Consider the following 24,620-nt stretch of genomic DNA (forward strand, 5'->3'; position numbering starts at 1 on the left):
ACCCCTGGACGGCGAACGGTGTGGTGGACGAGTGACGATGACTGAACCTTCGGGCCCCGCCCTGGCCGGGGCGCCGCTGCCCGCGCGGGCGAAGGTGGCGGTGGCCGCGGGGAAGCTGACCGGCGCGGTCTCCCGGGCGGCGGGCCGCGGCTCCGGGGCCGTGGTGGGCGGCCGGATCGCGCTGAAGCTGGATCCCGAGCTGCTGCGGCGGCTCACGGCCGGGCGCGCGTGCGTGCTGATCTCGGCGACGAACGGCAAGACCACCACGACGCGGCTGGTCGCGGAGGCGCTGCGGGCCAAGGGACCGGTGGCGTCGAACGCGCTGGGGGCCAACATGCCCGCCGGGATCACGGCGGCGATGGCCAACGACCGGGACGCCGAGTTCGCGGTCATCGAGGTCGACGAGAAGTACCTGCCGGGTGTCGCCGAGCAGACGAAGCCGCGGGCGATCGCTCTGCTGAACCTCTCGCGCGACCAGCTGGACCGGGCCGCCGAGACGCGGATGATGGCCCAGAAGTGGCGCGACGGGCTGGCCGACACCCCGGCGACGGTGATCGCGAACGCCGACGACCCGCTGGTGGTGTGGGCGGCCGGCCGGGCGCGCGACGTCGTGTGGGTGGCCGTCGGGCAGAGCTGGAAGGACGACGCCTGGTCCTGTCCGCAGTGCGGCGGTGTGCTGCACCTGGACTCGGACGACTGGAGCTGCGGCTCGTGCGACATGCGCCGTCCGCGGCCGCAGTGGGCGCTGGACGGCGACGAGCTGGTCGCCCCGGACGGCGCCCGGGTCGGGCTGACCGGCCTGAAGCTGCCGGGCCGTGCCAATCGGGCGAACGCGGTGAGCGCGGCGGCGACCGCCGCGGTGTTCGGCGTCGAGGCGCATGTGGCGATACAGCGCATGGAGCACGTCACGGCCGTGGCCGGCCGGTATGACACGGTGACATACCGCGGCAGGACGCTGCGGCTGCTGCTGGCGAAGAACCCGGCCGGCTGGCTGGAGACCTTCGACCTGGTCTCGCCGCGCGGCGCGGCGCCGAGCGGCCCGGTGCTGCTGTCGGTGAACGCGCTGTCCGCGGACGGCACGGACACCTCGTGGCTGTGGGACGTGGACTACACCCGCCTCGTCGGGCACCGGGTGCTGGTGATCGGCCAGCGGCGGCTCGACCTGGCGGTGCGCCTGCAGGTCGCGGGCGTGGACTTCCAGGTGTTCGACGACGTGGAGGCGGCGGTGGACGCGGCTCCGGCCGGGGCGATCGACGTCATCGCGAACTACACCGCGTTCCAGCAACTGCGACAGAAAGTCGGGGCCTGAAGACCATGGCCGGACAGAGCGCGCTGCGCATCGTCTGGATCTACCCGGACCTGCTCTCCACGTACGGCGATCAGGGCAACGCCCTGATCATGTCGTATCGGGCGCGGCTGCGCGGGCACGAGGTCGAGCAGCTGAACGTGCGCAGCGACCAGCCACTGCCGGTGCAGGGCGACATCTACCTGATCGGCGGCGGCGAGGACCGGCCGCAGCGGCTCGCGGCCGAGCGGCTGCGCAAGGACGACGGGCTGCAGCGCGCGGTGGAGGGCGGCGCCGCGGTGCTGTCCGTGTGCGCGGGCTTCCAGCTGCTGGGGCACTCGTTCCACGACGACGAGCAGGGCACGCTTCCTGGCCTCGGCCTGCTGGACGTCACCTCGAGCCGCGGCACGGTGCGCTGCGTCGGCGAGGTCGTCTCGCAGCCTGACCCGGCGCTGACCGTGGGCGGCAGGCCGCTGCCCCGGCTGACCGGCTTCGAGAACCACATGGGCACGACGGCGGTCGGCGCGGATGCCAAGCCCCTCGCCACCGTGCGCTCCGGGAACGGAAACGGCGCCGGGGCGGGCGTGGACGGCGCGCACGCCGGCCGGATCGTCGGCACGTACCTGCACGGCCCGGTCCTCGCCCGCAACCCGGCGCTCGCCGACCTGCTGCTCGGCTGGGTCGACGGCGACCCGGCCCCCACGAAGGCCGACGACGTCTGGCACGAGAAGCTGCGCGCCGAACGGCTGGCCGCCGTAGGGGCCTGATCTAAGGCCGCCAGGGCGGTGGCTGCCGCCGCCGACGGCTGAGGGCACGTCAGGATGCGCGCCGAACGGCTGGCCGCGGTAGGGACCTGATCTCGGGCCGCCGCTGGCGGTGACTGCCGCCACCGACGGCTGAGGGCACGTCAGGGCAGCAGTACGAGCTTGCCCCTGGCGTGCCCGCTTTCGCTGATCTCCAGCGCGGTGCGCCAATCCGCGAGCGGGAAGGTGCGCGCGATCGGGATGGTGAACTTCCCGGCGGCCGCGAGCTGCGCGTACTCGCCGAGGACCTCGTAGCCCGGCGCCTTCGGCTGGTCCGCGTCGAAGGCGCTGCGCACGCCGAGCGGGCCGGCGGAGGCGAAGTCGGTGAGGGTGAAGACGCGGCGCGCCTCCCCCGCGGCGATCCGGACGAGATCGGGCAGCACGCCGCTCGGCGGAGCGGTGTCGAGGATCCGGTCGACCGGTCCGCCGGCCGCCTCGAGCACCCGCTCGACCATTCCGTCGCCGTACGACGTCACAGTCGCGCCGAGCGCGCGCAGGCGCTCGGCGTATGTCTCACCCGCGGTCGCGAACACCGTCGCGCCGTGGAGCAGGCCGATCTGGACCGCGCCGAATCCGATCATCGTTCCGGCGCCGTGCACCAGGAGCGTCTGTCCGGCTTCGACGCCGAGCCCCGCAAGGCCACGCGTTGCGGTCTCGACCGCCATCGGCAGCGCCGCGGCCTGGATCGGGTCGAGATCGGCGGGCATGGGGGCCCAGTGGTTCAGCATCGCGTAGTCGGCCGCGCCGGCGCTGTGGCCTGCGGCGTAGTCGGCGGCGCCGAGCACGGGGTCTCCCACGGCAACGTCGGTCACGCCCTCTCCGACGGCGTCGACCGTGCCGGAGACCTCCAGCCCGACGCCGCGCGGCAGCGAGCCCGGGAACAGCCCGCGGCACAGGGCCCAGTCGGCCGGGTTCAGCCCGCAGGCGTGCACCTTCACCCGGATCCGGCGGGGAGCGGGTTCGAGGATCTCGACCTGCTCCATCCGCAGCACGTCGGCCGGCGCCCCGTAGTCGTGGAAACGGATCGCGTTCATGGCCATGGCGGCCTCCTTGAATTCCTGAAGGGATGACGGGTAGGGGCAGAGTTAGCGACAGTGACTGTCGCTACGGCAGCCAGGCTAGCACGTAGCGTCAGAGACTGTCGCTACGGCGTCGCTTTATGGCGTCAGATACTGTCGCTACGCGTCTATACTGGTCAGATGCCCCGCGATGGAGGACCGGCGCGCCTGCGCCTCCAGCAAGCAGCCCTCGAGCTGTACGAGCAGCACGGCTTCGACCAGGTGACCACCGCCGAGATCGCGGCCCGCGCGGGCGTCACCGAGCGCACCTTCTACCGGCACTTCGCCGACAAGCGGGAGGTCCTCTTCGATGGCGAAAGCGTTTTACGCGACAAGCTGACGGCGGGTGTGGCGGACTCTCCGCGGGACCTCGCGCCGCTGCCCGCGCTGCTCTGGGCGTTCCGGTCCACGCTGCCGTTCATCGCCGGCAACCGGCATCTTTCCGAGCCGCTGCGCCGCATCATCGCCGCCAACCCGCAGCTGCGCGAGCGTCAGCAGGCGAAGACCGTGCTCCTCACCGAGGCACTGGCCGCGGCCCTCCGCGAACGGGGTACGCCCGCGCCCACCGCCTCGCTGACCGCGCGGATCGGCATGGCCGTCTACTCGCACGCCGCAGCGCTCTGGTTCGCCGACCCGGACCAGGACATCGACGAGCTGCTGAGCGCCGCGGCCGCGGATCTCTGCGAACTCACCACTCCCCTGGCTCGCGCCGACGCTCGATGACCGCGCCCAGCGCGCAGGCCATCACCACGGCGACCGCGGTCAGCAACTCGGCCCAGAAGAACGCCGCATAGTCGAGGATGCAGCCGATCGGCGGGGTGCCGGGGGCGGTGTTGCGCATCCCGGCCAGGGCGAAGAGCGTCGCGGCCATCCAGCCGAGGGCGGTCCAGTCGAGGCCGCGGCGCCGCGTCACGAGGATCCAGGCCCCGGCGAGGACGGACAGCGCCAGCGCCCACATCACCACCATCAGGAAGCCGGCGAACAGCTGCGTGCCCTGCGAGCGGGAGACGTGCACGGTCAGATCGGCGGCCGAGTTCTCGTACTTGCTGTCGACGACGGCGATGTGGAAGACGGGATCGATCTCGCCGAAGGTCATCTCGATCGGCACGCTCTGGCCGTCCATCGTCGCGGCGAACGCGACCTGCGCGTCGTATCCGTCGAACGGGTAGTCAGAGACGGTGCCGTCGTACATGCTGACGTCGAGGTCCTGGGCGGAAGCGGGGTGCCCGGCCGGGAAGTCGATCTGGGCCTTCGTCGCCGAACTGGTGAACAGCGACAGGTACTTCGCGGGGGCATCGAGGCCGGCGGCGGCGAGCGTGCCGTGCGGGATGATCTCGACGCGCAGCAGAAGCCGCTGCTGGGCTGCGTCGACCCCCTGCGCGGTCACGTACAGCTCGATACGGTTGGGCTGGGACGGCTCGCCGACGACCGCGCCGACGCTCTTCGCGTTGCGCTCGGAGAGGTACATCAGGATTCCACCGCCGCACAGCACCGGCACGAGCAGCGCGGCGGCGATCCCGAGCACGAGGCGGCGACGCCGGTAGAGCCGGTCGCCGACGGCCCGGACGCCCCTCAGTTCGCCTGAGCCGCTCCGCATGGATCAACTCTGGCCGCGCAGGCTCGTTCCCGCACCCGCTGAGCGTCGAACGGACGAGCCGACGGCGCGCGTCGACCAGCCGAACGGAGCGTCAGCTGAACGGGCCGTCGATCGAACGGAGCGTCAGTCGGCGAGCGCGTAGCAGGCGACGGCGGCCGCGGCGGCGACGTTGAGGGAGTCGACTCCGGCGGCCATCGGGATGCGGACCTTCAGGTCGCAGGCCGCGAAGGCGCGAGGACTGAGGCCCTCGCCCTCGGAGCCGAGGAAGAGCGCCGCCTTCTCGGTCTTCGCGAGACGCAGCTCGCGCAGGTCCACGGCGTCGGGTGCGGGGGTGAGGGCGATGCGGCGGTAGCCGTGCTCGGCGAGCAGGTCGAGCGCCTGGGGCCAGGGCTCGAGCTTCGTCCACGGGATCGCGAACACCGTGCCCATCGAGACGCGCACGGACCGGCGGTAGAGCGGGTCCGCGCAGTCGGGGGCCAGCAGCACGCCGTCCATGCCGAGGGCCGCGGCGCCGCGGAAGATCGCGCCGACGTTGGTGTGGTTGTTGACCCCTTCGAGCACGACGATGCGCCGCGCGCCGTCGAGCACGGCGGCCGGTTCCGGCAGCGGCTTGCGCTGCATCGCGGCCAGCGCGCCGCGGTGCACGTGGAAGCCGGTCACCTCCTCCAGCAGTCGGGGCGAGCCGACGTACGCCGTAGCGCCGGTCTCCTCGAGGACCGGGGTCATCAGCGGGAGCCACTTGTCCGAGAGCAGCATCGATCGCATCGGGTGCCCGGCGGCCACCGCGCGCTGGATCACCTTCTCCCCCTCGGCGATGAACAGGCCCGACTCGGGCTCGGTCCGCTTGCGCAGCTCCATGTCGGTCAGTCCGACGTAGTCGGCCAGGCGCGGGTCGGCGGGGTCGGTGATGCGGATCAGCTCGGGCACCCCACGAGGGTATCCGCTCCGCTCACCTGCCCGGCCGCCCCGCCGAGACGCAAGACATCCGATGAATTTCTTGCACGGTGCGCCGCCGCCCCCCTAGGCTCGCGGCATGAAACTGCTGCGAGTGGGTGCGCCGGGCCGGGAGATTCCCGCGGTCCGCGCTGACGACGGCCGGATCCTGGACATCTCCGAGCTGACCGCGGACGTGGACGGGGCCTTCCTGGCCGGGGACGGCGTCGACCGGGTCCGCGCCGCCCTCGAAGCCGGGACGCTGCCGGAGATCCCGAACGCCGGGGAGCTGCGGATCGGGGCGCCGGTGACCCGGCCGGGGAAGGTCGTGTGCATCGGCCTGAACTACCGCGACCATGCCGAGGAGACCGGGGCGAAGATCCCGGAGCGGCCGGTCGTGTTCCTGAAGGCGTCGTACACCGTCGTGGGGCCGAACGACGCGGTGCTGATCCCGCGCGGGTCGACGAAGACGGACTACGAGGTCGAGCTCGCGATCGTGATCGGCCGCGAGGCGCGCTACCTGGAGAGCCCGCAGGCCGTGCTCGGGCACGTGGCCGGGTACGCGATCAGCAACGACGTCTCCGAGCGCGAGTTCCAGACCGAGTACTCGAACCAGTGGGACCTCGGCAAGAGCTGCGAGACCTTCAACCCGCTCGGGCCCTGGCTGGTCACCCCGGACGAGGCAGGCGACCCGGGCGGGCTGGGCCTGCGGCTGTCCGTCAACGGCGAGCGGCGCCAGGACGGCAACACCGCGAACCTGATCTTCGACGTCGGGTACGTGGTCTGGTATCTGAGCCAGTACATGCTGCTGGAGCCGGGCGACGTGATCAACACCGGCACCCCGGCGGGCGTCGCGCTGGGCCGGCCGGACAAGCCGTACCTGCGCGCCGGCGACGTGGTCGAGCTGGAGATCGACGGGCTCGGCGCGGCCCGCCAGGAGTTCACGGCCGCCTAGGCGGGTCACGTCAGGACACGTCAGAGGGGCCCGCGGCGTCGCGGGCCCCTCTGACGTGTCCTGACGTGTCCTGACGTGTCGTGGAGCGCTTAGGCGTAGCCGAGCTTCTTGAACACCGTCAGGCACTCCGGCGCGGCCGTCGAGGCGCCGTAGCCGCCCTTGATGCTCAGCGCGCACATCGCGATGTCGTGCTGGTCGTCGAACACGACGAACCAGCTGTTGTTGTACAGGTTGGCGCCGCTGCCGACTTCGGCGGTTCCGGTCTTGCCGAAGAAGTGGCCGTTGTTCGGGAAGCCGACGCCCGCCGCCGTCCCGTAGCTCTCCGAGATGACCTCGGACATCATCGTCCTGAGCGCGGACTGCGTGTGCGAGGGCAGCGCCGTGGCGGTGATCTGCGTCTGCTTCGGCACGACGATCGGCTGCTTGAACGTGCCGGTCATCACCGTCGCGGCCACCGAGCACATCGCCAGCGGGCAGGCGACCACGTCCGCCTGGCCGACCAGCGACTCCGCGAGCCCCGCGCCGCTCAGGTTGGTCGGCACGTTCATGTACTGCGCGGACTCGCCGACGCCGATGTCCCACTTCTGATTCAGGCCGAAGTAGTTCTTGGCCGTGTCGGACAGAAGGTTCTGCGTCACCTTGGAGTCGCTGTAGAAGTTCGAGAACGCGTTGTTGCAGGACCGTGCGAAGTCCTCGGCGTACGTGTAGTCGCCGCCCTCGCCCTCGGAGTTGTGCAGCACGACGCTCTCGATGGTCAGCGTGGTCGGGCACGGCGCGTCCGTGCTCGTGGTGACCACGCCCGCGTTCAGCAGCGCCGTCGAGGTGATGATCTTGAACGTCGATCCGGGCGCGACCCGCGCCAGCAGCGCGTTGTCGTAGTACTGGCTGGTCGTGTTGTTCGCGATCGCCAGGATGTGTCCGGTGGACGGCTGGATGACCACCATCGCGCTGCTGGCCTTGAAGGTGACCGCGGACTCGGCGGCCGACTGCACCTTCATGTCGAGCGTGCTGGCGACGGTGCCGTTGTTGATCGGGTCGGTCAGCGTGGCGACCGTCGCGACCTGCTCGCCCTTGGCGTTGACCATGATGATCTGCTGGCCGTCGGTCGCGCCGGTCACCGTCGCCTTGCTGATCAGGACGTTGACCAGGCTGGCGAGGCTCGGGTGCGCCGTGGTGTCGATCAGCGTGCCGTTGCGGTCCGCCACGCCCTTGACCGAGGCCGGGGTCTTCTTGATCTTCAGCTGGTAGCCGGACTTGAGCGAGGCGTAGAGGATCTCCGGCGTCCACTGCACGAACCAGCGGGTGTAGCCGTCGATCTGCTTCGAATAGGTCGCGAAGCCGCTCTGGTACTGCCACTGGCCCATCGGCGAACCGGCCTGGGTGGTGATCGCGAAGGTCATCCAGCCGACGCTGTTGGCCGCGTTCGGGTTGAGCACCAGGCCGACGACGCCGAGGTTCTCCTTGTACCACTTGAGCGCGGCCAGCGACTCGGTCGGATTGTCGGTGATGTTCGCGGCCGTCTCCAGCTCGCCGTTCTGCCACGCCGTCAGGAACGCGGTGCCGGTCTGCGTCGCGGAGGAGGCGCCGGAGTCGGTGGCCGGGGCGAAGCCGACGGTCGGCACCTTCGGCGTCGTGCCGGGCAGCTTGATAACGCCCGCGGCGGTCATCCCGGCGACCGCGGCGACCGCGATGCCGCCGCCCGCGATCAGGGCGCGGCGCCCCAGCCTCCGGTGGGAGACCTCGCCGTCCTGCTCGAGCTCGCGCCGGTCCAGCTTGAAGTTCTGCGGCGGCGGCAGCTGGGAGCGGCCGGGGTCCACCTTGTGGAACTCCGGCGGCCGGTATCCGCGCGCGGTGCCGGTCTGCGGGGCCACGCCCAGCACGGACGGCTGGACCCGCGTCTCCTGCGCGTCGGCGCCGGACACGGCGGGCTGCACCCGCGTCTGCTGGGCGTCGGCCTGGCCGGGCACGGTCGGATCGGCCGGCGCCTGCTCCGGGCTGCTCCAGGACGCGCTCGCCGAGCGGCCGCCGCCGTAGCCCGCGGGGGCGGAGGTGTACGGACGGTGCCGCATGCCCGGGGTCGGGGCCGAGACCGGCGGCAGGACGGTCGTCTCGCCCGCGCGCGGCTCGGTGACCTTCGGTATCAGCGTCGTCTCTTCGACCTCGGTGGCCGGCGGCGCGGGCGGCACCGGGCCGTCCTCGCCGTCCTCGTCCAGGGAGCCGGCCCGGGCCTCGGCGGCGGAGTCCTCGGACCCGTCCGGCCCGCCGTCCCCGTCCTCGCCGTCTCCGTCCTCGCCGTCGACGGGGACCGAGACGACCTGGGTGCGCAGGCTGTCCTCCTCGTCCTCGGGATCGTCGTCGGGCTCCGGCGCGTCGGATTCGGCGGCCGGCCGCTCGCCGTCGTCATCCCCGTCCCCGTCCCCGTCTTCGTCCTCGGGCTCGACCTCGGGGGCCTCGGAGACCGGGATCGGCACGGGCTTGGCCTTGGGCGCGAACGCGTCGAAGGATCCCCTGACCGACTCCGTCGCCGGGGGCTGCACCTCCTCCGCGTCGTCCGCCGGCTCCTCGGCGTCCTCGCCCCGCGCCCCCTCGGGCCCGCCCTCCGGCTCCCGCCGCGCGGTCGCGGGCTCGGACGCGGCCGCGGCCGCGTCCGTCTTCCGCTCGGCCTGCTCCTCGGCCGCGGCCTCCGGCTGCTCCCCGGTCCCGGGGTCCCGGCCGTCGACCGGTGCGTCCGCCATCTCTCCCGTACCGCCTCGTCCGTCTCGCGATTGATCCGAGTACCTCATCCGACTCTATTGGACGCTCGGGGGATCGTGTCCAGTTGCCCGCTGGACGGGAAAACGATCTGTGGGCCGGCGTGCGGTAGTTTGGTCCGCCGTGGCTCCGGTGCGGCCTACCGGAGGGGTGGAAGAGGCGGGAGGGACAGGCGCGTGTTCGAGAGCTGGCTCGGCGCCCAGATGGGCCGGGACCCGGGCTGCACGGCGTGCGCCCGGCACGCCGAGGGCGCGGAGGCGGCGGCGCAGCGGCACGACGAGCAGGCGCTGGAGCTCTGGGAGCCGGTCCTCGCCGGGGACCTGGTCTGCGACCACCAGCCGCACGGCGTCTACGGTTCCGCGCTGATGGTGCTCGTGCGCCAGGACCGGCTCGACGACGCGATCCACTACCACCGCCACGGCTACCGCATCGCGCGCCGCAAGCCCAGGTTCCGCGCCGCGATCGGCGAGCACCTGGAGTTCTGCGCGCTGGCCGGCCCCGAGCACCGCGGCCTCGAACTGCTCGCCGAGCACGCCGACTGGCTCACCGAGCCCGCGCCGGGCCACGCCGCGCAGGCCGAGTTCCTGACCGGCGCGAGCGTGCTGCTGGCCCGGCTCGTCGCGCTCGGGCACGCGGAGCTGCCGGTGCCGATGCCGCCCTCGCCGGGCGCGCACATGCCGACCGGCGAGGAGCTGACCGTGGGCGTGCTGCGCGGCTTCGTGGACGCCGAGCTGGATTCGCTGGCCGCGCGCATCGGGCGCGCCGAGCTGGAGGCCGGGCGCGAGCCGCACTACGCTGCGCGGCTGCGGATGCGCCGGCTGCGGCAGCACTCGCTGGCCCCGTTCGACCTGGCGACGCGCAGCACCATCCGCGAGCCGTCGCACGAGCCGCCTCCGTACGCCGAGCCGGCCGCCGCGCACCTCGAGGTCCCCGGCATGGAGGACCTGTACGCGCTGACCGACATGCTCTACCAGGCCGGCGAGATGGAGGAGGTCGGCCCGGCGCTGCGCCAGGTGATCGACCGCTCGGTGGCGGCCAAGGCGCCGTGGTACGCGGCGCGCGCGGAGATGAACCTCTCCCGGCTGGTCGGCGCCGAGGGCGACAAGGCCGCGGCGGTGCGGTACGCGCGGGCCGCGGTGATGGACTGCGTGGACACCCGGCTGCGCGGCGCGGCGGCGCTGACCTTGGCGAACGCGCTGTGGGAGCTGGACGGCCGGGAGGCGGAGGCGATCCTGCCCGCCCTCGAGTCGGCGAGCATGTACGCGGCGGAGGACCGGAACGCCGAGGCGGCGATGGCCCGCCTGCAGGGCGCCGACGCGCTGGCGTACGTCGGGCGGCGCAGCGGCGCGGTCGCCCTCTACCAGCGCTCGTTCGCAGAGCTCGATGACGACGAGTACTGGCATCCGCACAGCCAGGGCCGCGAGCTGGCCAACCACTCGCTCCAGTACGCGCGTGCGCTGCTGCAGTCCGGCGAGGAGGCGGAGGGCCTCGCCGTGCTCGACCGGCTCGGCCGCCGGATCGCGGCGTGGGAGGACGGCGAAGGCCGCTTCGAGGTCACCGTCAACACCGCCTACACGCTGCGGGACTGCGATCAGGAGCAGCCGGCGTACGAGGCGTTCCTGCGGGCCGCCGACCTGGCCGAGGGTGATCCGGACCGGCTGCGCACCCGGGTGCGCTGCCTGCGCTCGGCGGCCTGGCTGATCGAGGGCGGCGACCGGCGGCGGGCGGTCGAGCTGATGGACCTGGCCGGCTCGGCGCTGGTCCTGCGGCTGAACGACGAGCCTGAGCCGAACCGCGGCGAGCTGCGGATCGAGCTGGCCGAGACGCACCTGCAGCGCGCCGAGCTCACCCGCGACCGGCAGCGGCACGCGTTGCAGGACGCGGCCGCCGCGTACGCCGGGCTGCGCCAGGGCATGGAGCTCCGGTTCGCTCAGGACGGCTCGCGGCCGTTCGGGCTCCACCGGCGGCTGGCCGACGCGGCGCTGCTGCTCGGCGAGCTGGAGGCGGCCCGCTCGGGCTCGCCGCGCTCGGCCGTCGAGCGGCTGCGGGCGCTGGCGCGGGAGCTGGAGGCGGCGGGCGGCGAGGGCTTCGCCGAGATCGTCAAGGATCTGACGGTCCGGATCGACGGGTTCGAACCGGGCGACGGGAGGGCGTGAGGTGATGTCGACGACGCGGCTCGAGGTGCTCAAGGAGCGCTTCGACGAGCTCGACGAGCTGCCCTACGGGCCCGAGCGGATCGCCGGCCACCACGCCCTGCTCGCGGCCGCGGAGACCGCCGGCGACCCGTCGTTCCACGTCAAGGTGCTGGTCTGGATCTCCGACGACTACATGGAGACCGGCGACCAGCCCCGCATGATCGAGTTCTTCGACAAGGCGTGGGAGCGGTTCCTCGCGGACGAGGACGACATCGACCCGTACGTGCGCTTCAACCTGCGCACGACCTTCGGCCCGACGCTCAGCGCACTGGCCGCGGACCCGGACGTGCCGGACCGCGAGGTGCTGGTCCGGTTCAACGTGATGGAGGCGTTCTACCGGAAGTACGGCTACAGCCTGCGCGCCGTCTACCGGTCCCGCTTCTTCTACCACCGGCGGCGCGGCGAGAACGACCTGGCGACCGAGCAGGTCGAGCTGCTGGTCGAGGAGCCCGGCGACTACGGCGCCCGCTGCGACGCGAACGGGCCGATGATCGCGGCCCAGTGGTACCAGACCGGCGGCCAGGACCTCGAACGCGCGGCCGAGCTGTGGCGCTCGGTCCTGGACCTGGCCGACCAGCGCTGCGCCGAGGACCACCGGGCCGAGGCGCACGCGGAGCTGACGCACCTGGCCACGCGGCTCGGCCGGTACGCGCAAGCGCGGCTCAACCACCGCCTCGGCTACCCGCTCGTCCGCCGCGACACGAAGCAGTGGCGCTGCCTGGACCTGCACATGATCTACGCGGAGAAGGCGCGGGACGTCGTGGCGATGCTGCGCATCATCCACGACCACGTCGAGGTGCTCGACGCGCCGATGGACGACGACGTGTTCTGGTATCAGGGCCGTGTCCTGCAGTTCCTGCACCTGCTCGTGGCGCGCGGGCACGGCCTGCTGCCGGTCACGCTGGCCGACCGCGGCGAGACCACCGTCGCCCGGCTGCGCGACCGGCTGGACGCCGGGCTCGGCGCGTACGTCGCCGCGGCCGCGAGCCCGGAGGCGCGCAAGGAGCTGGAGGAGCAGCTCGAGCCGTTCCGGGAGAGCATCCTGGACAAGATCGACCTGCCGGAAGAGGAGGAGAACGACCCGTTCTGGGACTCCGTGCTGCCTCCGGTGCCCGCGCCGTGGGCCGCGCCGCCGAACCTCGAGGACCTGCCCAAGGGCTGGTCGGCGCAGGACGCGCTGCTCGCCGAGGCGCGGGTGCTCGACTTCCTGGACCACCCGCACTCGGAGGGTGCGTGGGCCAGCGTCGCCGCGCTCGGCACGCCGCGCTCGCCGGCCGACCAGGCCCGGCTGGCCGGATACCGCGCGAACGTGCTGGTCAGGGACGGGGATTACGCGTCAGCCCGGACGATGTGGCTGCGCGCCGCCGAGCTGTGGGAGCAGGCCGGGCGGCCGGCCCAGGGCATGTACAGCCGCGTGCTGGCGTCCATGTGCGCGTTCCTGACCGGGGACCGGGCGGCCGCGTTCGCCGAGCGGGACGCCGTGGTCGCGCACGCCCGGGCGGAGCACGCGGCGGGCCGGATGGAGGACGGCGAGCTGCTGCGGATCCTCGTCGAGGACTTCCGGCTGAACTCGACGACCGAGATCATGGCGTTCGGCGCGGACCCGAACCAGATCATGGACAACACCGAGACGAACGCGAAGTTCAGCGCGGCCAACGAGCTCTACCTCGACAAGTGCGTGGCGCACGCGCCGTGGGCGACGCTGCTCGACGCGTGGGGCTTCTACCGGCAGCAGATGAGCCGCCTGTACGCGCGCTACGGCCTGGAGCACGAGTTCGTGCGCTCGGCGACGCAGAAGGTCGACTTCTGGTACGCCAAGTCCCGGGACGCGTACCGCGACGCGCTGATGTTCTTCGAGCAGGCCGAGCGCGAGGCGCGGCGCGGCGAGAACCTGCTGGACGCGGACCTGTTCGAGGACGCCGAACTCGCCGCGGTCGAGGCGATCCGGCTGAACGCGGGCCTCAACGCCAAGAACGTCGGCAGGTTCCGGCTGCTCCAGGCGCAGGCGATCCGCGAGCAGTTGGGCGCCGACACCGATCGCGACGAGGAGCTGCTCGCCGCGGCCCGAGAGGCCGCCGGGATGCTGGCCGCCGACGACGATGAGGGCGCCGCCGCCGCGCGTGCGCTGATCGGCGACGTGCACGTGCGCGCCGGGCGCTACGACGTGGCCCTGGCCGTCTACGAACCCGTGATCCGCGAGCTCGCCGGCGACGGGCCGGGCGGGGCCGGAGAGGCCGGCGGCGCGGCGACCGGCGTGGACGGCTGGTCCAGCCGCGACGCGCGCCGGGTGCTGCGCCGGGCCGTGGCGGGCAAGTTCGTCTGCCTGCGCCTGCTCGAGCGCTGCGACGAGGCCGACGCGCTCATCGGGGACCTGCTCGCGAAGCTGCCGGAGTGGAACCGCGTCACGGTGGCGTGGATCTGGCACGACATCGGCCGCGCCTTCCAGTTCCTCGGCGACAGCCAGCAGGCCTTCGACGATTACAGCCAGGCGATCTACCTCGCGGACACGCTCGGCGCCTGGGAGCCGCACTTCGCCTCGCTGCTGCACTCGGCCGAGTCGCTGGCCCCCACGACGCCGAAGTCCGCCATGACGATGCTCAACGAAGCCGTCGGCGTCATCGGTGCGGCCATCGAGAAGGAGCTCGCCCTCCTGGCCGAGCGGGAGGAGCGCTCCGCGCAGCACGCCGTCGCGCGCGGCGAGCCCGTCCCCGAGCGGGCGGCGCCGGTCGCCGACCCCGCGATGGTCGCCCGGCAGGCCCGCGCCAAGATCTTGCGCGTCGAGCTGCTGTTCGACCCGGAGCCCGCCGACGAGCAGATCCTCACCGAACTGCTTCCCGAGGCGTTCCGCGTGGCCGCGGAGGGGGCCGACACCCTCGCCCGGCTGATCCACGCCGCCGATCCGGCCGACCCCCGCCGCCGCCCGCTGCTCGCCGACCTGGAGGCCGCCACCGGGTGGCTCGTCGCCGTCCAGCGCGGCTCCGGCGACACCGCGGGTGCGGCCGCCCGCTGGGCCGCCCTCGCCGACCTGGCGACGGCGGCCGGGTTCGAGGACGTGGCCCGGCGGGCGACGGGGAAGGCGCAGGCGCTCACCGGCGGCATGAGCGCGGGCGCGGGTGCTCAGACCCCTGATCCGGTCCACGAGCTGGAGGCGGCGGTCGCCGCAGAGGCGTAGGCGGCCCTGGGTTCGTGGCCGGTCCGGCGGATTAGCGATTCCTTCGGTATTTGAGCTCGACGATTCCGCCGTTCGAGGGCGTGCATGAAATGAGTTCGAGCTGATATGACCTTGGAATGCCGTCGAACAGGCGGGTGCCCTCGCCCGCGACGTACGGGAACAGGCTCACATGGAGTTCGTCGATCAGGTCGGACTGCAGGAAGGAGCGAAAGATGCTGACGCCTCCCCACACGATCACGTAGCCGTCGCCGCCCTGCCTGATCTTCTCGACCTCTTCCGCCGTGTCACCAGCGGCGATGGTGGTGTTGGCCCAGTCGGCGCGCTTCAGCGTCCGGGAGAAGACGACCTTCTGCCCGGCGGTCAGGATGTCCGCGAACGGGTGGTCGGGTGAGATCGTCGTCATGGCCTCGCTGATGGCTTCGTAGGAAGCGCGGCCCATGACGTGCACATCGGCGTTCCGGACGAATTCGAGTTGCGACGGGGCGTCCGGCTGATTGTTCTCAGGCAGGCTGAAACAGAAATTCCAGAATTCGGTGTTCTCGTCGGCGAGCAGTCCGTCGATCGAGTAATTGAAAACCGTCGCAATCAGCTTCCGCATGATCTGACCTCCGTGCCCTTGTCGGTAGCGCGTCGCGCCGACCCTACCGCCGGGTTACTCGCTCCGGGGGATTTCCGGCGCCGGCCCGCGTGCCGGGGGCCGCGGGGATCGCGGGAAGCGATCTTCCATTCATATACTTAGCGTGATGCCACGGATGCCGAGAGTTACCACTCGCCTGGTCGCGCGGTGGTCGGCGAGCCGGCTCGGCCGGTTCACCGACCGGCTGCTCGACGGGGACGCGCGGGCCGGACGGCCCGTGCTGGGCCTGCTCGTGCTGATAGTGGCCGCGCTGACCTGGGGATCGATCGCCGCGCCGCGGTGGGATCCGCCCTCGTCGCTGGTGTTCCCGGTGCTGATCGGCGGCGTTCTGCTGAGCCGGAGCCGGCAGCTGACGCTCTTCGCGACGGTGCTCGCCGCGCTCGGCGTGGACGCGGCGGTGCGCAAGCCCGGCGGCGTCACCGTGGGAACGGCGATCGTGGTCGTGCTGCTGGCGCTGACCGTGCTGTTCACGTCGCGGATGAGGATCCGGCTCGGGCTGCGCGGGCATCGGGCGGAGACGCTGCTGCTGGAGTTGCGGGACCGGCTTCAGCCGGAGGCGGCGCCGGCCGAGGGGCTGCCCGGGTGGAGCTCGACGCACGCGCTGGTCCCGGCGGGCGGGGCGCGCTTCTCCGGCGACTTCCTGATCTCGTGCGCGCCGCAGTTCCCGGGCGTGCACGTGGCGCTGGTCGACGTCTCTGGCAAGGGCAGCCGGGCGGCGGGACGTGCGCTGCAGCTGTCGGGCGCGCTGTGCGCGCTGCTCGACGCCGTGCCGTCCGACGGGTTCCTGGAGGCCGCGAACGACTACGTGATGATGCGCGGCTGGGAGGAGAACTTCGCCACCGCGATCCACGCGAGCCTGGACCCGGAGACGGGCCGGTTCGAGGTGTACAACGCCGGCCACCACCCGGCCGCGCGCTGGCGGCAGGGGGAGCGGCGGTGGGAGATGCTGAGCGCGGGCAGCGGCCCGGCGCTCGGGCTGCTGGCGGGCGAGCAGTACCTGCCGACGGAGGGCGAACTGGCGGCGGGCGACGCGCTGCTGCTGTTCACGGACGGCCTGATCGAGCGGCCCGGGCAGAGCCTGGAGGACGGCACGCACCGGCTGCTCACCGCGGCCCAGCGGCTGCTGGAGGAGGAGTGGGTGCTCTCGGCGACGGCCGGCAAGCGCCTCGTGAAGTCGGTGGCGCCCGAGGGCGGCGACGATCGCGCGGTGCTGCTGCTGCGCCGCGATCCGGGCCGGGCGATCCTGCACGCCCCGTCCGCGCGGCGCGAGGCCGCCGCCCTGCCGCTGCCCGGCCGCGTCCCCGCGCTCCCCGCGGCGGCGCGCACGTCGGGGGCGAACCGGCCTGCGCCCGACCCGCTCTGACACGTACCGTGTCCGGACTCTTGCCAGGGTGTGACCGGTGTGCCACATTCCTGTTACGAGCCGGACCCACCCGGCGAGGGGGAAGCAGGGAACCAAGGAGGCCATAGTGCCCGCTGCCCACCCGCCTGCCCGCGCGCGGCTCGAGGACGTCGCCATGCTCGCCGGGGTCTCCCCCGCCACCGCCTCCCGGGTGCTGACCGGGTCCGCCCAGGTCAAGCCGGAAACCCGGCGCCAGGTGGAGCGCGCTATCAGTGAACTGGGATACGTCAGGAACCGGGCGGCGCGCACCGGGGGACGCAAGGCCGGGTCGATCGCGCTGGTCGTTTTCGAGGACAGCCTGCGGATGTTCACCGACCCCTTCTTCGCCCGGCTGATGCGCGGGGTCGGCGGCGCGCTGGCCACGACGGACGTGCAGCTCGTGCTGCTCAGCGTGCACTCGCCCGGCGAGTGCCGGCGGTGCGCGCGCTACCTGCGCGAGGGCCACGTGGACGGCGCCGTCTTCGTCAGCCTGCACGGCCAGATGCCGGTGGACGTGCGCGGGCTCGGCGTGCCGGTCGTGTACGTCGGCAGGCCCGTGCGCGACGCGGACGCCGCCTCGTACGTGGACGCGGACAACATCGGCGGCGCGGAGGCGGCGGTCCGGCACGCGCTCTCGGCCGGACGCCGGACGGTGGCGACGATCGCGGGGCCGCCGGACATGGCCGTCGGTCTCGACCGGCTGCGCGGGTATCGCAAGGCCCTGGCGGACGACGGCCCGGACCGGGGCGACCTGGTGGCGTACGGCGACTTCTCCGCCGCGTCCGCCGAGCACGCCGTCTACCGGCTGCTCGACCGCCGCCCGGACGTCGACGCCGTGTTCGCGACCTCGGATCTGATGGCCACCGGCGTGCTGCGGGCGTTGCGGCGCACCGGCCGGCGGGTGCCCGGCGACGTGGCCGTCATCGGCTTCGACGACGCGCCGCTCGCGCGGCACACCAGCCCGCCGCTGACCACGGTCCGCCAGCCGGTCGAGGAGATCGGCGCACGCGCGGTGGACGAACTGCTCGACCTGATCGGCGAGGAGCGGGCGAAGGAGCAGGAGCCCCGGCACGCGGTGTTCGCGACCGAGCTGATCGTCCGCGCATCCGGCTGACGGCGCAGGCGAAGGCGAACCCGCCGGACCCGTGGACCGCGAAGCAGAGGGGAAACCCGCCGGACCGGGCGGACGGCCCAAGCCGAGGGGAACCGCCGGACCGGGCGGATGGCCCAAGCCGACAGGGCCGGGAACCCGCCGGATCCGTAAACGGCGAGGCCGAGAGGAAACCCGCCGGACCGATGGACCGCGCAGCCGACAGGAAACCCGCCGGACCCGTGGACGGGTCGGGCCCGGAAGCGCTCGGGTGAGTGCTTCCGGGCCCGATCGGCCTAGCGGGTGGGCGGGGGCTGCCTGCGGTCCGGGTCGGGGGCCCGCCCGGATTCGAGGAACTCCTCCTCGGCCGCCGCGCCCTCGAGCTCCCAGGAGGCCTCCAGGTCGGAGCCGGGGTCGCGCACGCAGTCGGGATCGACGTCCTGCCGCATGTGGTGCCAGTGCTCCTCCCCAAGCAGTTCGGCCGGGGTGTCCGGCACGTCCGGGGCGTCGAGCGTCCCGCCGTGCGCCTGGTGATGCCTGAACGGATTCTTCATCTTTGAATCAATCCCTGGTGATAAACCTGCATCATCCCCCGGCCTTCAGACTAGCCCAGCGCCCCCAAGATCGCCTTGTACGCGGCGCCGTAGTTCGTCGGGGTGCCGGTGTAGTCGGTGATCAGGGTCGGGCCGCTGGAGCAGCCGCCGGACCAGTCGTCCCAGGTCCAGGCGAGGAACCCGGTGTTCTCGCTCTCCAGCCAGCTGGTCAGCGAGTCGACGTACGAGCCGGCGCAGTCGTTCTCGCCGATCTCGCCCGGGACGACCGGCACCTTCGCGATCACCGGAGCGACCTGGGAGGTCCAGCAGGACGAGTTGCTGCAGGTGTTGAAGTTGTACGAGTGCCACGAGGCCGCGAGGTTGCCGTCGGGGTCGGTGGGCTCGTACGCCAGCCAGTCGGTCAGGTCGTTCGAGTACTCCTCGCCGCCGAGCATCAGCACGTTGCTCGCGCCGGTGGAGCGGACGGCGTTGACCATCGACTGCATGCCCGCGACCTGGTAGCCGATGCCGTTGCAGGTCCCGCCGTTGAGCCAGCAGCTCCAGCCGGTGGTGGTGTCGCCGGTGGCACGCGAGGCGTAGGGCTCGTTGAAGAGGTCGAAGATCACCGCGTCGTTGCCCTTGAACGTCTGCGCGACCGACGTCCAGAACGGGATGGCCCCGGCCGCGTCGGGCATCGGCTTCTGGCAGGTCGCCTCGGCGGACGAGCAGCCCGAGGAGTTGCCGGTGTACGTGCCGTCGGTCCAGTGCAGGTCGAGGATCGCGACGATCCCGTTGGCGTTCAGCAGGTTGACGTAGTTCACGATCGCCTGCTGGTAGGTCGCGCCGGAGTAGGCCGAGTTCACGTACGACTCGCCGTTCCAGCAGGCCTCGTTCAGCGGCACGCGCACGGCGTTGACCGGGCCCCAGCTCTTCATGGCCGTGATCGACGCCTGGTCGCTCGGGCCGTCGAAGATGCCGTAGCCCTGTACGCACTCGTACTCGGTGCCGGAGCGGTCCACGCCGTGCGGGATGAACGTGTTGCCGCTCGCGTCCACCAGCTTGTTGCCCGAGACGTGCAATTGCGGCGCGACGGAGGAGGTGGTGCCGGTGCCGGTCGCCGTGGCGGTGGGTGAGGCGCTGGTGGTGGTCGCCGTCGCGGAGGCCGAGGCGGTGGCCGTCGCGGTGGCGGTCGGTGAGGCGCTGGCGCTGCCGGACGAGCTCGCGCCGCAGGCGACGCCGTTGACGGCGAAGCCGGTGGGGATCGCGTCGCTGGTGGTCCAGGTGCCCTGGAAGCCGAAGTTCGTGCTCGATCCGGCCGCGATGTCGGCGTTGTAGGACGCCGCGACGGCGGTGACGTTCTCGCCGGACTGGGTCACCGTCGCGCTCCAGGCGTTGGTGACCTTCTGGTCGCCCGGGAACGTGAACGTGAGCGTCCAGCCGTTGATCGCCGAGCTGCCCGTGTTGCTGATCACCAGGTTCGCGACGAAACCGCCGGACCACTGGCTCTGCGTCGAGTACGCGACCGAGCAGCCCAGCGACGCGGCCGAGGCGGAGCTCAGCGTCATCGCCGGGACGAGCGTCGCGGCCGACGCGAGCGCGAGCGCTCCGGCGACCGCGAGCACGCGGGGTGGTGGGGAGATCAAGGGAATCCTCCTGAGGTGTGCGGGTGCGGGTCAACCTAGGCGGGGCTCCCCGTGAGGAGAAGGAAACGGGGGCGGAGCAACCCTCTGATGCAGGCAGACGTGTCCGCCCGCCACTTACTTTCATTTCATGAGAGGCGGCCGCAGGGCTTTGACCTGCCCCCGAGCGCAGGAGTCGGTGGGCACCGGACGTTACCCGCTGGACACACACCCACCGGATTTCCTACCTACTGAGTTGCGTGCAGCAATGCGCGGCGACGCACCACCCACACTTCCTACCGCCTAAGGAAGAAGGCTGTTTCCATGCAACCCACCCCTACGTCCGCTCCCCCGCCCCGAACGCGGGCGCGGCGGCGGATCTGGCTCGCGATCTCCGCGTCCGTGAGCCTGGCCGCAGCGACGACGCTCACGCCGGCGCTGCTGAACTCGGCCTCGGCCGCGTCCCTCGGCTGCTCGGTGAGCTACACCAACCAGAGCGAGTGGTCCGGCGGTTTCGTCGCGAACCTGGTGATCAGCAACACGGGCAGCTCGGCGATCAACGGCTGGACGCTCACGTTCACGTTCCCGGGCGACCAGAAGGTCACCAACGCCTGGAGCGCGACGGTGACCCAGTCCGGCGAGAACGTCACCGCCGTCGCGGCGTCCTACAACGCCGACATCGCGGCCGGATCGAGCACGAACTTCGGCTTCCAGGGCACCTGGACCACCAGCGACGCGATCCCCACCGGCTTCGCCGTCAACGGCGTCGCCTGCGGCGGGTCGAGTTCGACGGGCAGCGCGAGCGCGTCGCCCACCACCGCCTCGGCCTCCGCTACGGCCACCGCCTCGGCCTCGGCCACGGCGACCACCACCAGCGCCTCGCCGACGGCCACCGCGACCGGCACCGGCACCGGCACCGGCGGCACGGGCGGCTACCCGGCGCACGTCGCCGACCCGTTCACCGGCGCCACGCGGTATCTGAACCCTGACTACGTCGCCGAGGTGAACGCGCAGGCCGCCGCGGACGGCAACAACGCCGCCGAGGCCTCCGTCGCGCAGTACCAGACCGCGATCTGGCTGGACCAGATCAGCCGGATCGCCGGCGACAGCACGCACACCAGCCTGACGACGGAGCTGAACGACGCCGCCGCCACCGCGACGGCCGCCAACCCGAAGGTCGTCGAACTGGTCATCTACGACCTGCCAGGCCGCGACTGCGCCGCCCTCGCCTCCAACGGCGAGATCCCGGCGACGGCAGCCGGACTGACCGAGTACGAGTCGCAGTACATCGACCCGATCGCCTCGATCCTGAACAACACCGCGTACGAGAACCTGCGGATCGTCGCGATCATCGAGCCGGACTCGCTCCCGAACGCGGTCACCAACCAGAGCAAGACCGCCTGCGCCACGGCCACCCCGTACTACGAGTCGGGTATCACGTACGCGCTGAACAAGCTGCACGCGATCCCGAACGTGTACAACTACCTGGACATCGCGCACTCGGCGTGGCTCGGCTGGCCGAGCAACATGAGCGCCACCCCGGCCGTGTACCAGAAGGTCGTGCTCGGCACGACCGCCGGCTACGCGAGCATCGACGGCTTCATCAGCGACACGGCGAACTACACGCCGGTCCAGGAGCCGTTCCTGACCAACCCGACCCTCTCGGTCGGCGGCCAGCCGGTCGACTCGGCGACGTTCTACCAGTACAACCCGACCTTCGACGAGCTGACGTACGACACGGACATGTACAACACGCTCGTCGCGGCCGGGTTCCCGGCGAGCGACAAGTTCCTGATCGACACCTCGCGCGACGGCTGGGGCGGCCCGGGCCGGCCGACCGCGCTCAACAGCTCGCCGACCACCGCGGACACGTACGTGGCCGCGAACAAGATCGACGAGCGTCCGTTCCGCGGCGACTGGTGCAACCAGAACAACGCGGGCATCGGCGCGCGCCCGACGGACGAGCCCTTCGGCACCAGCAGCCCGATCGAGGCATATGTGTGGATCAAGCCGCCCGGCGAGTCGGACGGCGACTACCCCACCAGCACGCACACCCACGGCGATCCGCACTGCGACCCGAGCGGCACCAACACCGACGGCAACGGCGGCACGTACTCGACGGGTTCGATCCCGGGATACGACGTCCCGGCGGGCCAGTGGTACGCGTACGAGTTCCAGATGCTCGTCTCGAACGCCTACCCGGCGCTGTAAGAATCTGCCGGTCGGCCGGCGCTCTGAGTACCGGCCGGCGCGACAAGGACCAACTGACCGACGCGTGCGGTGCGGCCCTCCTGATTCCCGAGGGCCGCACCGCCTCCGCGGTCGCCGACCGGGTCAGCCCACCGTCGCGGCGTTGGAGCGCTCGAGGAAGAAGTCCGCGGCGAGGACCGGCGGGAAGTCCCGGCGGCGGCTGATCGGCTCGGGCAGCGGGGTGATCTCGAGGTCGAAGTCCGCCTCCATGAACATGATCAGCGAGATCAGCTCCTCGGCCGGGGACTCGCTCGGCGGCGGGAGAACGCGGTGCCGCGTGGAGCGCCAGCGGTGGCCGGTCCACCGCTCCAGCAGGTCGCCGATGTTGATGGTGAACGCGTCCTGCACGTAGGGAGCGTCGATCCACTCGCCGTAGCGCGCCAGGATCTGCAGCCCGCCGTAGCCGACCTGCCGGTCGAGGATCGTGAGCATCCCCCAGTCCGTGTGCGGACCGACCCGGAACTGCCCCTCGCGCGGCTCACCGGTCTCGGCCAGCGGCGGGTACCGGTTGATGTTGAACGTGTGCGGCGAGTTCCGGCTCCGCTCGACGAACCAGTCCTCCTCCAGTCCGAGCGAGACCGCGCTGATCCGCAGCAGCTCCTCGTTGAGCGCGCGGACGGCGTCCGCGTACTCGGCGCACAGCGTGGCCAGCTCGGGCACCTCGGCGGGCCAGACGTTCGGTGTGAACCAGGCCTCGTCCAGCGCCGCGTTCCCGGTGCGGTGGTCGCGGCCGAGCGTGTAGCTCTCCTTGAGGTCGGGCCGCGACGCGTCGGCCTCGACGCCGTAGAAGGCGTTCGCCTCCTTGCCGATCGGGATCCACCCGCGCCCGCTCACCGGCGCCGCGTACGGCGCCTTCTCCTGCTCGGGCAGCGCGAAGAACCGCTTCGCCGCCGCCCGCACCGCCTCGCGCAGCCCGGCACCCACGCCGTGCCCGGAGACCAGCAGGAAGCCGGACTCCTGGAGCGCCGCGTCCCACTCGGCGGCCACGCCCGCCCGGTCGCCGTCGCGCCACCGGTTCAGATCAATGAGCGGAATCATCCCGTCATGGTAGGGCAACGGGATGACATCCAGAACAAGGAGTTTTCGATCACGACCGACGGTCGAGGACGCCGCGGACGAACTGGGCCTGGCCCACGTGCATCATCGTGTCGTTCACGACGCTGACCAGGCGCACGGCCAGGGTCACCGCCGGATCCCAGGAGCGGTCCACGATCCGGTCGAAGTCCGTGTCCGTCAGGCCCTTGACGTAGTTCACGGTCTGCCGGTGCACCGCGTCGTAGTAGTCGAGCAGCAGCTGCGGGTCCTCGACGCGGACGGCGGCGACCTCGTCGCTGGTGTGGCCGTAGCCGATCGCGCGCTGGTCGAGCGGGAGCGAGAACCGCTCGGCGAAGCCGTCGCGCAGGTAGACCTGATCGACATCGGCGACCTCGGCGATGTGGTCGTCCTGAACGCGGGTCAGATGCCAGACCAGCCAGGCGATCGAGTTCGCGTCCGCGTCGAGGCGCGCGTTGAGCGCCTCGACCGTCAGGCCGGACACCGCCGCGTGAACGGCCTCCTGGACACGGCCGAACGCGTCCACGAGAAGGTCGGCTCCAGTGGTCATCAGCACACTCCCTTGCTGTAGTCCGTCAGGTCCCCACGCTATCGAAGCCGACCCACAAAGCCGCTCTACGCCGCACTCGGCACTGAGCACTAAGTACTCAGCACTCAGCACTCAGCACGCGGGCGTGCCCAGGCGTACGGCGTACTTCTCGCAGGTCTCCGCCAGCTTCACGCACCGGTCGACGAGCAGCGGCAGCGAGCGCGGCGAAGCCGTCGACGACACCTCGCGCCAACGCTCCTCGAACGCATCGATCGCCGCACCGCTGTTGTTCGCGATGAGGGAGTCCGCGGTGGACGCCGTGCCGGCCCATGCGTCCTTCGCGGCCTCCGCCAATGCCCGCCACGCGTCGGCCGAGGCGTACGCGCGTTCCGCGGCGCTCATCGGCGCACACCGTTCGGGTCGAGGATCGCGGCAAGGCGGTCGTGCAGTGTGCCGAAGCTCTGCGCGCTCGCATCGTCGGCCTGGACGTACAAGACCGATGTGTTCGCGAGCTGGTCGCTCACCGCGCGCAGCCCCTTCTCACACGCCGTCGCGAGGTCGACCGCCGCACTCCAGTCCGCGCGGTATTCGTGCTCGAACTCCTCATCCTGTCCCCAGAACGAGCCGTGGCCCTCGAGTACGTCCACCGTCCGAACGACGGCGGCGGACAGGTCGTCGGCCGCGTGCTCGAAGCGGGGCGCGGCCGCCGCGAAGTCGGCCGGCGCGACTTGGAATCCGCTGTGTGTCATGGTTCTCTCTCCTCCCGGTCGGGTAGCGCA

General features: G+C 71.9%; 20 protein-coding genes. 9 read left to right on the top strand and 11 right to left on the bottom strand.

Translation table 11 applies throughout. The annotated features are described in order from the left end of the window. The first annotated feature begins 37 nt into the window (after nucleotides 1–37). Both KDK95_RS14410 and KDK95_RS14415 read left to right on the top strand, forming a co-directional pair. On the top strand, nucleotides 38–1,309 hold the full coding sequence (locus tag KDK95_RS14410; protein ID WP_212518655.1) for a Mur ligase family protein: 1,272 nt from the start codon (nucleotides 38–40) through the stop codon (nucleotides 1,307–1,309). Nucleotides 1,310–1,314: 5 nt separating this feature from the next. Then, complete coding sequence (locus KDK95_RS14415; RefSeq protein WP_212518656.1) at nucleotides 1,315–2,052, top strand: type 1 glutamine amidotransferase; 738 nt, start codon at nucleotides 1,315–1,317, stop codon at nucleotides 2,050–2,052. 140 nt (nucleotides 2,053–2,192) lie between these two features. Here KDK95_RS14415 and KDK95_RS14420 read toward each other — a convergent pair whose 3' ends face one another. Beyond that, nucleotides 2,193–3,122: an NADP-dependent oxidoreductase gene (locus tag KDK95_RS14420; RefSeq protein ID WP_372463325.1), complete on the bottom strand. Its 930-nt coding sequence runs from the start codon at nucleotides 3,120–3,122 to the stop codon at nucleotides 2,193–2,195. A 165-nt stretch (nucleotides 3,123–3,287) separates the two neighbouring features. Here KDK95_RS14420 and KDK95_RS14425 point away from each other — a divergent pair, with 165 nt between their 5' ends. Beyond that, complete coding sequence (locus KDK95_RS14425) at nucleotides 3,288–3,869, top strand: TetR/AcrR family transcriptional regulator (RefSeq protein WP_212518658.1); 582 nt, start codon at nucleotides 3,288–3,290, stop codon at nucleotides 3,867–3,869. Here the strand turns inward: KDK95_RS14425 and KDK95_RS14430 are convergent. Beyond that, the gene (locus KDK95_RS14430) at nucleotides 3,835–4,743 is read right to left on the bottom strand and encodes a DUF4436 family protein (protein ID WP_212518659.1); all 909 of its coding nucleotides are present in this window, start codon (nucleotides 4,741–4,743) and stop codon (nucleotides 3,835–3,837) included. The two genes, KDK95_RS14425 and KDK95_RS14430, sit on opposite strands and share 35 nt — an antisense overlap. 123 nt (nucleotides 4,744–4,866) lie before the next feature. Beyond that, a complete protein-coding gene (locus KDK95_RS14435) occupies nucleotides 4,867–5,670 on the bottom strand; it encodes a TrmH family RNA methyltransferase (RefSeq protein ID WP_212518660.1) in 804 nt (267 codons plus the stop codon). Between the two features lie 106 nt (nucleotides 5,671–5,776). Between KDK95_RS14435 and KDK95_RS14440 the strand changes: the two genes are divergently transcribed. Continuing rightward, nucleotides 5,777–6,631, top strand: a complete 855-nt coding sequence (locus KDK95_RS14440) for a fumarylacetoacetate hydrolase family protein (RefSeq protein WP_212518661.1) — start codon at nucleotides 5,777–5,779, stop codon at nucleotides 6,629–6,631. Nucleotides 6,632–6,720: 89 nt separating this feature from the next. Here KDK95_RS14440 and KDK95_RS14445 read toward each other — a convergent pair whose 3' ends face one another. Next, nucleotides 6,721–9,366, bottom strand: coding sequence for a penicillin-binding transpeptidase domain-containing protein (locus KDK95_RS14445; RefSeq protein WP_212518662.1), 2,646 nt, complete (start codon nucleotides 9,364–9,366; stop codon nucleotides 6,721–6,723). Between the two features lie 192 nt (nucleotides 9,367–9,558). Between KDK95_RS14445 and KDK95_RS14450 the strand changes: the two genes are divergently transcribed. After that, nucleotides 9,559–11,538: a hypothetical protein gene (locus KDK95_RS14450; RefSeq protein ID WP_212518663.1), complete on the top strand. Its 1,980-nt coding sequence runs from the start codon at nucleotides 9,559–9,561 to the stop codon at nucleotides 11,536–11,538. 4 nt (nucleotides 11,539–11,542) lie between these two features. After that, on the top strand, nucleotides 11,543–14,749 hold the full coding sequence (locus KDK95_RS14455; protein ID WP_212518664.1) for a hypothetical protein: 3,207 nt from the start codon (nucleotides 11,543–11,545) through the stop codon (nucleotides 14,747–14,749). Between the two features lie 31 nt (nucleotides 14,750–14,780). Here KDK95_RS14455 and KDK95_RS14460 read toward each other — a convergent pair whose 3' ends face one another. Further along, nucleotides 14,781–15,347, bottom strand: coding sequence for a dihydrofolate reductase family protein (locus KDK95_RS14460; protein ID WP_212518665.1), 567 nt, complete (start codon nucleotides 15,345–15,347; stop codon nucleotides 14,781–14,783). A 145-nt stretch (nucleotides 15,348–15,492) separates the two neighbouring features. On the opposite strand from KDK95_RS14460, the gene KDK95_RS14465 reads away from it, so the two are divergent. Together KDK95_RS14465 and KDK95_RS14470 are read left to right on the top strand one after the other, a co-directional pair. Beyond that, nucleotides 15,493–16,749 (top strand): PP2C family protein-serine/threonine phosphatase, encoded by a 1,257-nt coding sequence (locus tag KDK95_RS14465; RefSeq protein WP_212518666.1) that lies wholly within the window; start codon nucleotides 15,493–15,495, stop codon nucleotides 16,747–16,749. A 106-nt stretch (nucleotides 16,750–16,855) separates the two neighbouring features. Beyond that, nucleotides 16,856–17,881: a LacI family DNA-binding transcriptional regulator gene (locus tag KDK95_RS14470; RefSeq protein WP_212518667.1), complete on the top strand. Its 1,026-nt coding sequence runs from the start codon at nucleotides 16,856–16,858 to the stop codon at nucleotides 17,879–17,881. Between the two features lie 272 nt (nucleotides 17,882–18,153). Here the strand turns inward: KDK95_RS14470 and KDK95_RS14475 are convergent, their stop codons facing one another. Then, complete coding sequence (locus tag KDK95_RS14475; protein ID WP_212518668.1) at nucleotides 18,154–18,411, bottom strand: hypothetical protein; 258 nt, start codon at nucleotides 18,409–18,411, stop codon at nucleotides 18,154–18,156. A gap of 50 nt (nucleotides 18,412–18,461) precedes the next feature. Continuing rightward, the gene (locus KDK95_RS14480) at nucleotides 18,462–20,033 is read right to left on the bottom strand and encodes a cellulose binding domain-containing protein (protein ID WP_249161248.1); all 1,572 of its coding nucleotides are present in this window, start codon (nucleotides 20,031–20,033) and stop codon (nucleotides 18,462–18,464) included. A 300-nt stretch (nucleotides 20,034–20,333) separates the two neighbouring features. Here KDK95_RS14480 and KDK95_RS14490 point away from each other — a divergent pair, with 300 nt between their 5' ends. Continuing rightward, a complete protein-coding gene (locus KDK95_RS14490; protein WP_249161250.1) occupies nucleotides 20,334–22,220 on the top strand; it encodes a glycoside hydrolase family 6 protein in 1,887 nt (628 codons plus the stop codon). A gap of 123 nt (nucleotides 22,221–22,343) precedes the next feature. On the opposite strand, the gene KDK95_RS14495 is transcribed toward KDK95_RS14490, so the two are convergent. The 4 genes from KDK95_RS14495 to KDK95_RS14510 all read right to left on the bottom strand — a co-directional run bounded on the left by KDK95_RS14495 (nucleotide 22,344) and on the right by KDK95_RS14510 (nucleotide 24,590). Then, a complete protein-coding gene (locus KDK95_RS14495) occupies nucleotides 22,344–23,297 on the bottom strand; it encodes an isopenicillin N synthase family dioxygenase (RefSeq protein WP_212518669.1) in 954 nt (317 codons plus the stop codon). A 49-nt stretch (nucleotides 23,298–23,346) separates the two neighbouring features. Then, nucleotides 23,347–23,862 carry a mycothiol transferase gene (locus tag KDK95_RS14500; RefSeq protein ID WP_212518670.1) on the bottom strand — a complete coding sequence of 172 codons (516 nt, stop codon included), beginning with the start codon at nucleotides 23,860–23,862 and terminating at the stop codon, nucleotides 23,347–23,349. 111 nt (nucleotides 23,863–23,973) lie between these two features. Further along, nucleotides 23,974–24,243, bottom strand: a complete 270-nt coding sequence (locus KDK95_RS14505; RefSeq protein WP_212518671.1) for a WXG100-like domain-containing protein — start codon at nucleotides 24,241–24,243, stop codon at nucleotides 23,974–23,976. Then, nucleotides 24,240–24,590 (bottom strand): hypothetical protein, encoded by a 351-nt coding sequence (locus KDK95_RS14510; RefSeq protein WP_212518672.1) that lies wholly within the window; start codon nucleotides 24,588–24,590, stop codon nucleotides 24,240–24,242. The genes KDK95_RS14505 and KDK95_RS14510 overlap by 4 nt, the downstream gene beginning before the upstream one ends. Nucleotides 24,591–24,620: the final 30 nt, after the last annotated feature.

Origin of the sequence: Actinospica acidithermotolerans (genome assembly GCF_018139625.1) — a bacterium.
GTDB classification, from domain to species: Bacteria; Actinomycetota; Actinomycetes; order Streptomycetales; family Catenulisporaceae; genus Actinospica; species Actinospica acidithermotolerans.

Excerpts from the sequence above, each read along its gene's own strand:
- KDK95_RS14460 (WP_212518665.1), bottom strand. The coding sequence starts at position 15,347 with ATGCGGAAGCTGATTGCGACGGTTTTCAATTACTCGATCGACGGACTG.
- KDK95_RS14445 (WP_212518662.1), bottom strand. The coding sequence starts at position 9,366 with ATGGCGGACGCACCGGTCGACGGCCGGGACCCCGGGACCGGGGAGCAG.
- KDK95_RS14475 (WP_212518668.1), bottom strand. The coding sequence starts at position 18,411 with ATGAAGAATCCGTTCAGGCATCACCAGGCGCACGGCGGGACGCTCGAC.
- KDK95_RS14455 (WP_212518664.1), top strand. The coding sequence starts at position 11,543 with ATGTCGACGACGCGGCTCGAGGTGCTCAAGGAGCGCTTCGACGAGCTC.
- KDK95_RS14420 (WP_372463325.1), bottom strand. The coding sequence starts at position 3,122 with ATGAACGCGATCCGTTTCCACGACTACGGGGCGCCGGCCGACGTGCTG.
- KDK95_RS14500 (WP_212518670.1), bottom strand. The coding sequence starts at position 23,862 with ATGACCACTGGAGCCGACCTTCTCGTGGACGCGTTCGGCCGTGTCCAG.
- KDK95_RS14465 (WP_212518666.1), top strand. The coding sequence starts at position 15,493 with ATGCCACGGATGCCGAGAGTTACCACTCGCCTGGTCGCGCGGTGGTCG.
- KDK95_RS14495 (WP_212518669.1), bottom strand. The coding sequence starts at position 23,297 with ATGATTCCGCTCATTGATCTGAACCGGTGGCGCGACGGCGACCGGGCG.
- KDK95_RS14430 (WP_212518659.1), bottom strand. The coding sequence starts at position 4,743 with ATGCGGAGCGGCTCAGGCGAACTGAGGGGCGTCCGGGCCGTCGGCGAC.
- KDK95_RS14425 (WP_212518658.1), top strand. The coding sequence starts at position 3,288 with ATGCCCCGCGATGGAGGACCGGCGCGCCTGCGCCTCCAGCAAGCAGCC.
- KDK95_RS14410 (WP_212518655.1), top strand. The coding sequence starts at position 38 with ATGACTGAACCTTCGGGCCCCGCCCTGGCCGGGGCGCCGCTGCCCGCG.
- KDK95_RS14415 (WP_212518656.1), top strand. The coding sequence starts at position 1,315 with ATGGCCGGACAGAGCGCGCTGCGCATCGTCTGGATCTACCCGGACCTG.
- KDK95_RS14510 (WP_212518672.1), bottom strand. The coding sequence starts at position 24,590 with ATGACACACAGCGGATTCCAAGTCGCGCCGGCCGACTTCGCGGCGGCC.
- KDK95_RS14440 (WP_212518661.1), top strand. The coding sequence starts at position 5,777 with ATGAAACTGCTGCGAGTGGGTGCGCCGGGCCGGGAGATTCCCGCGGTC.
- KDK95_RS14505 (WP_212518671.1), bottom strand. The coding sequence starts at position 24,243 with ATGAGCGCCGCGGAACGCGCGTACGCCTCGGCCGACGCGTGGCGGGCA.
- KDK95_RS14490 (WP_249161250.1), top strand. The coding sequence starts at position 20,334 with ATGCAACCCACCCCTACGTCCGCTCCCCCGCCCCGAACGCGGGCGCGG.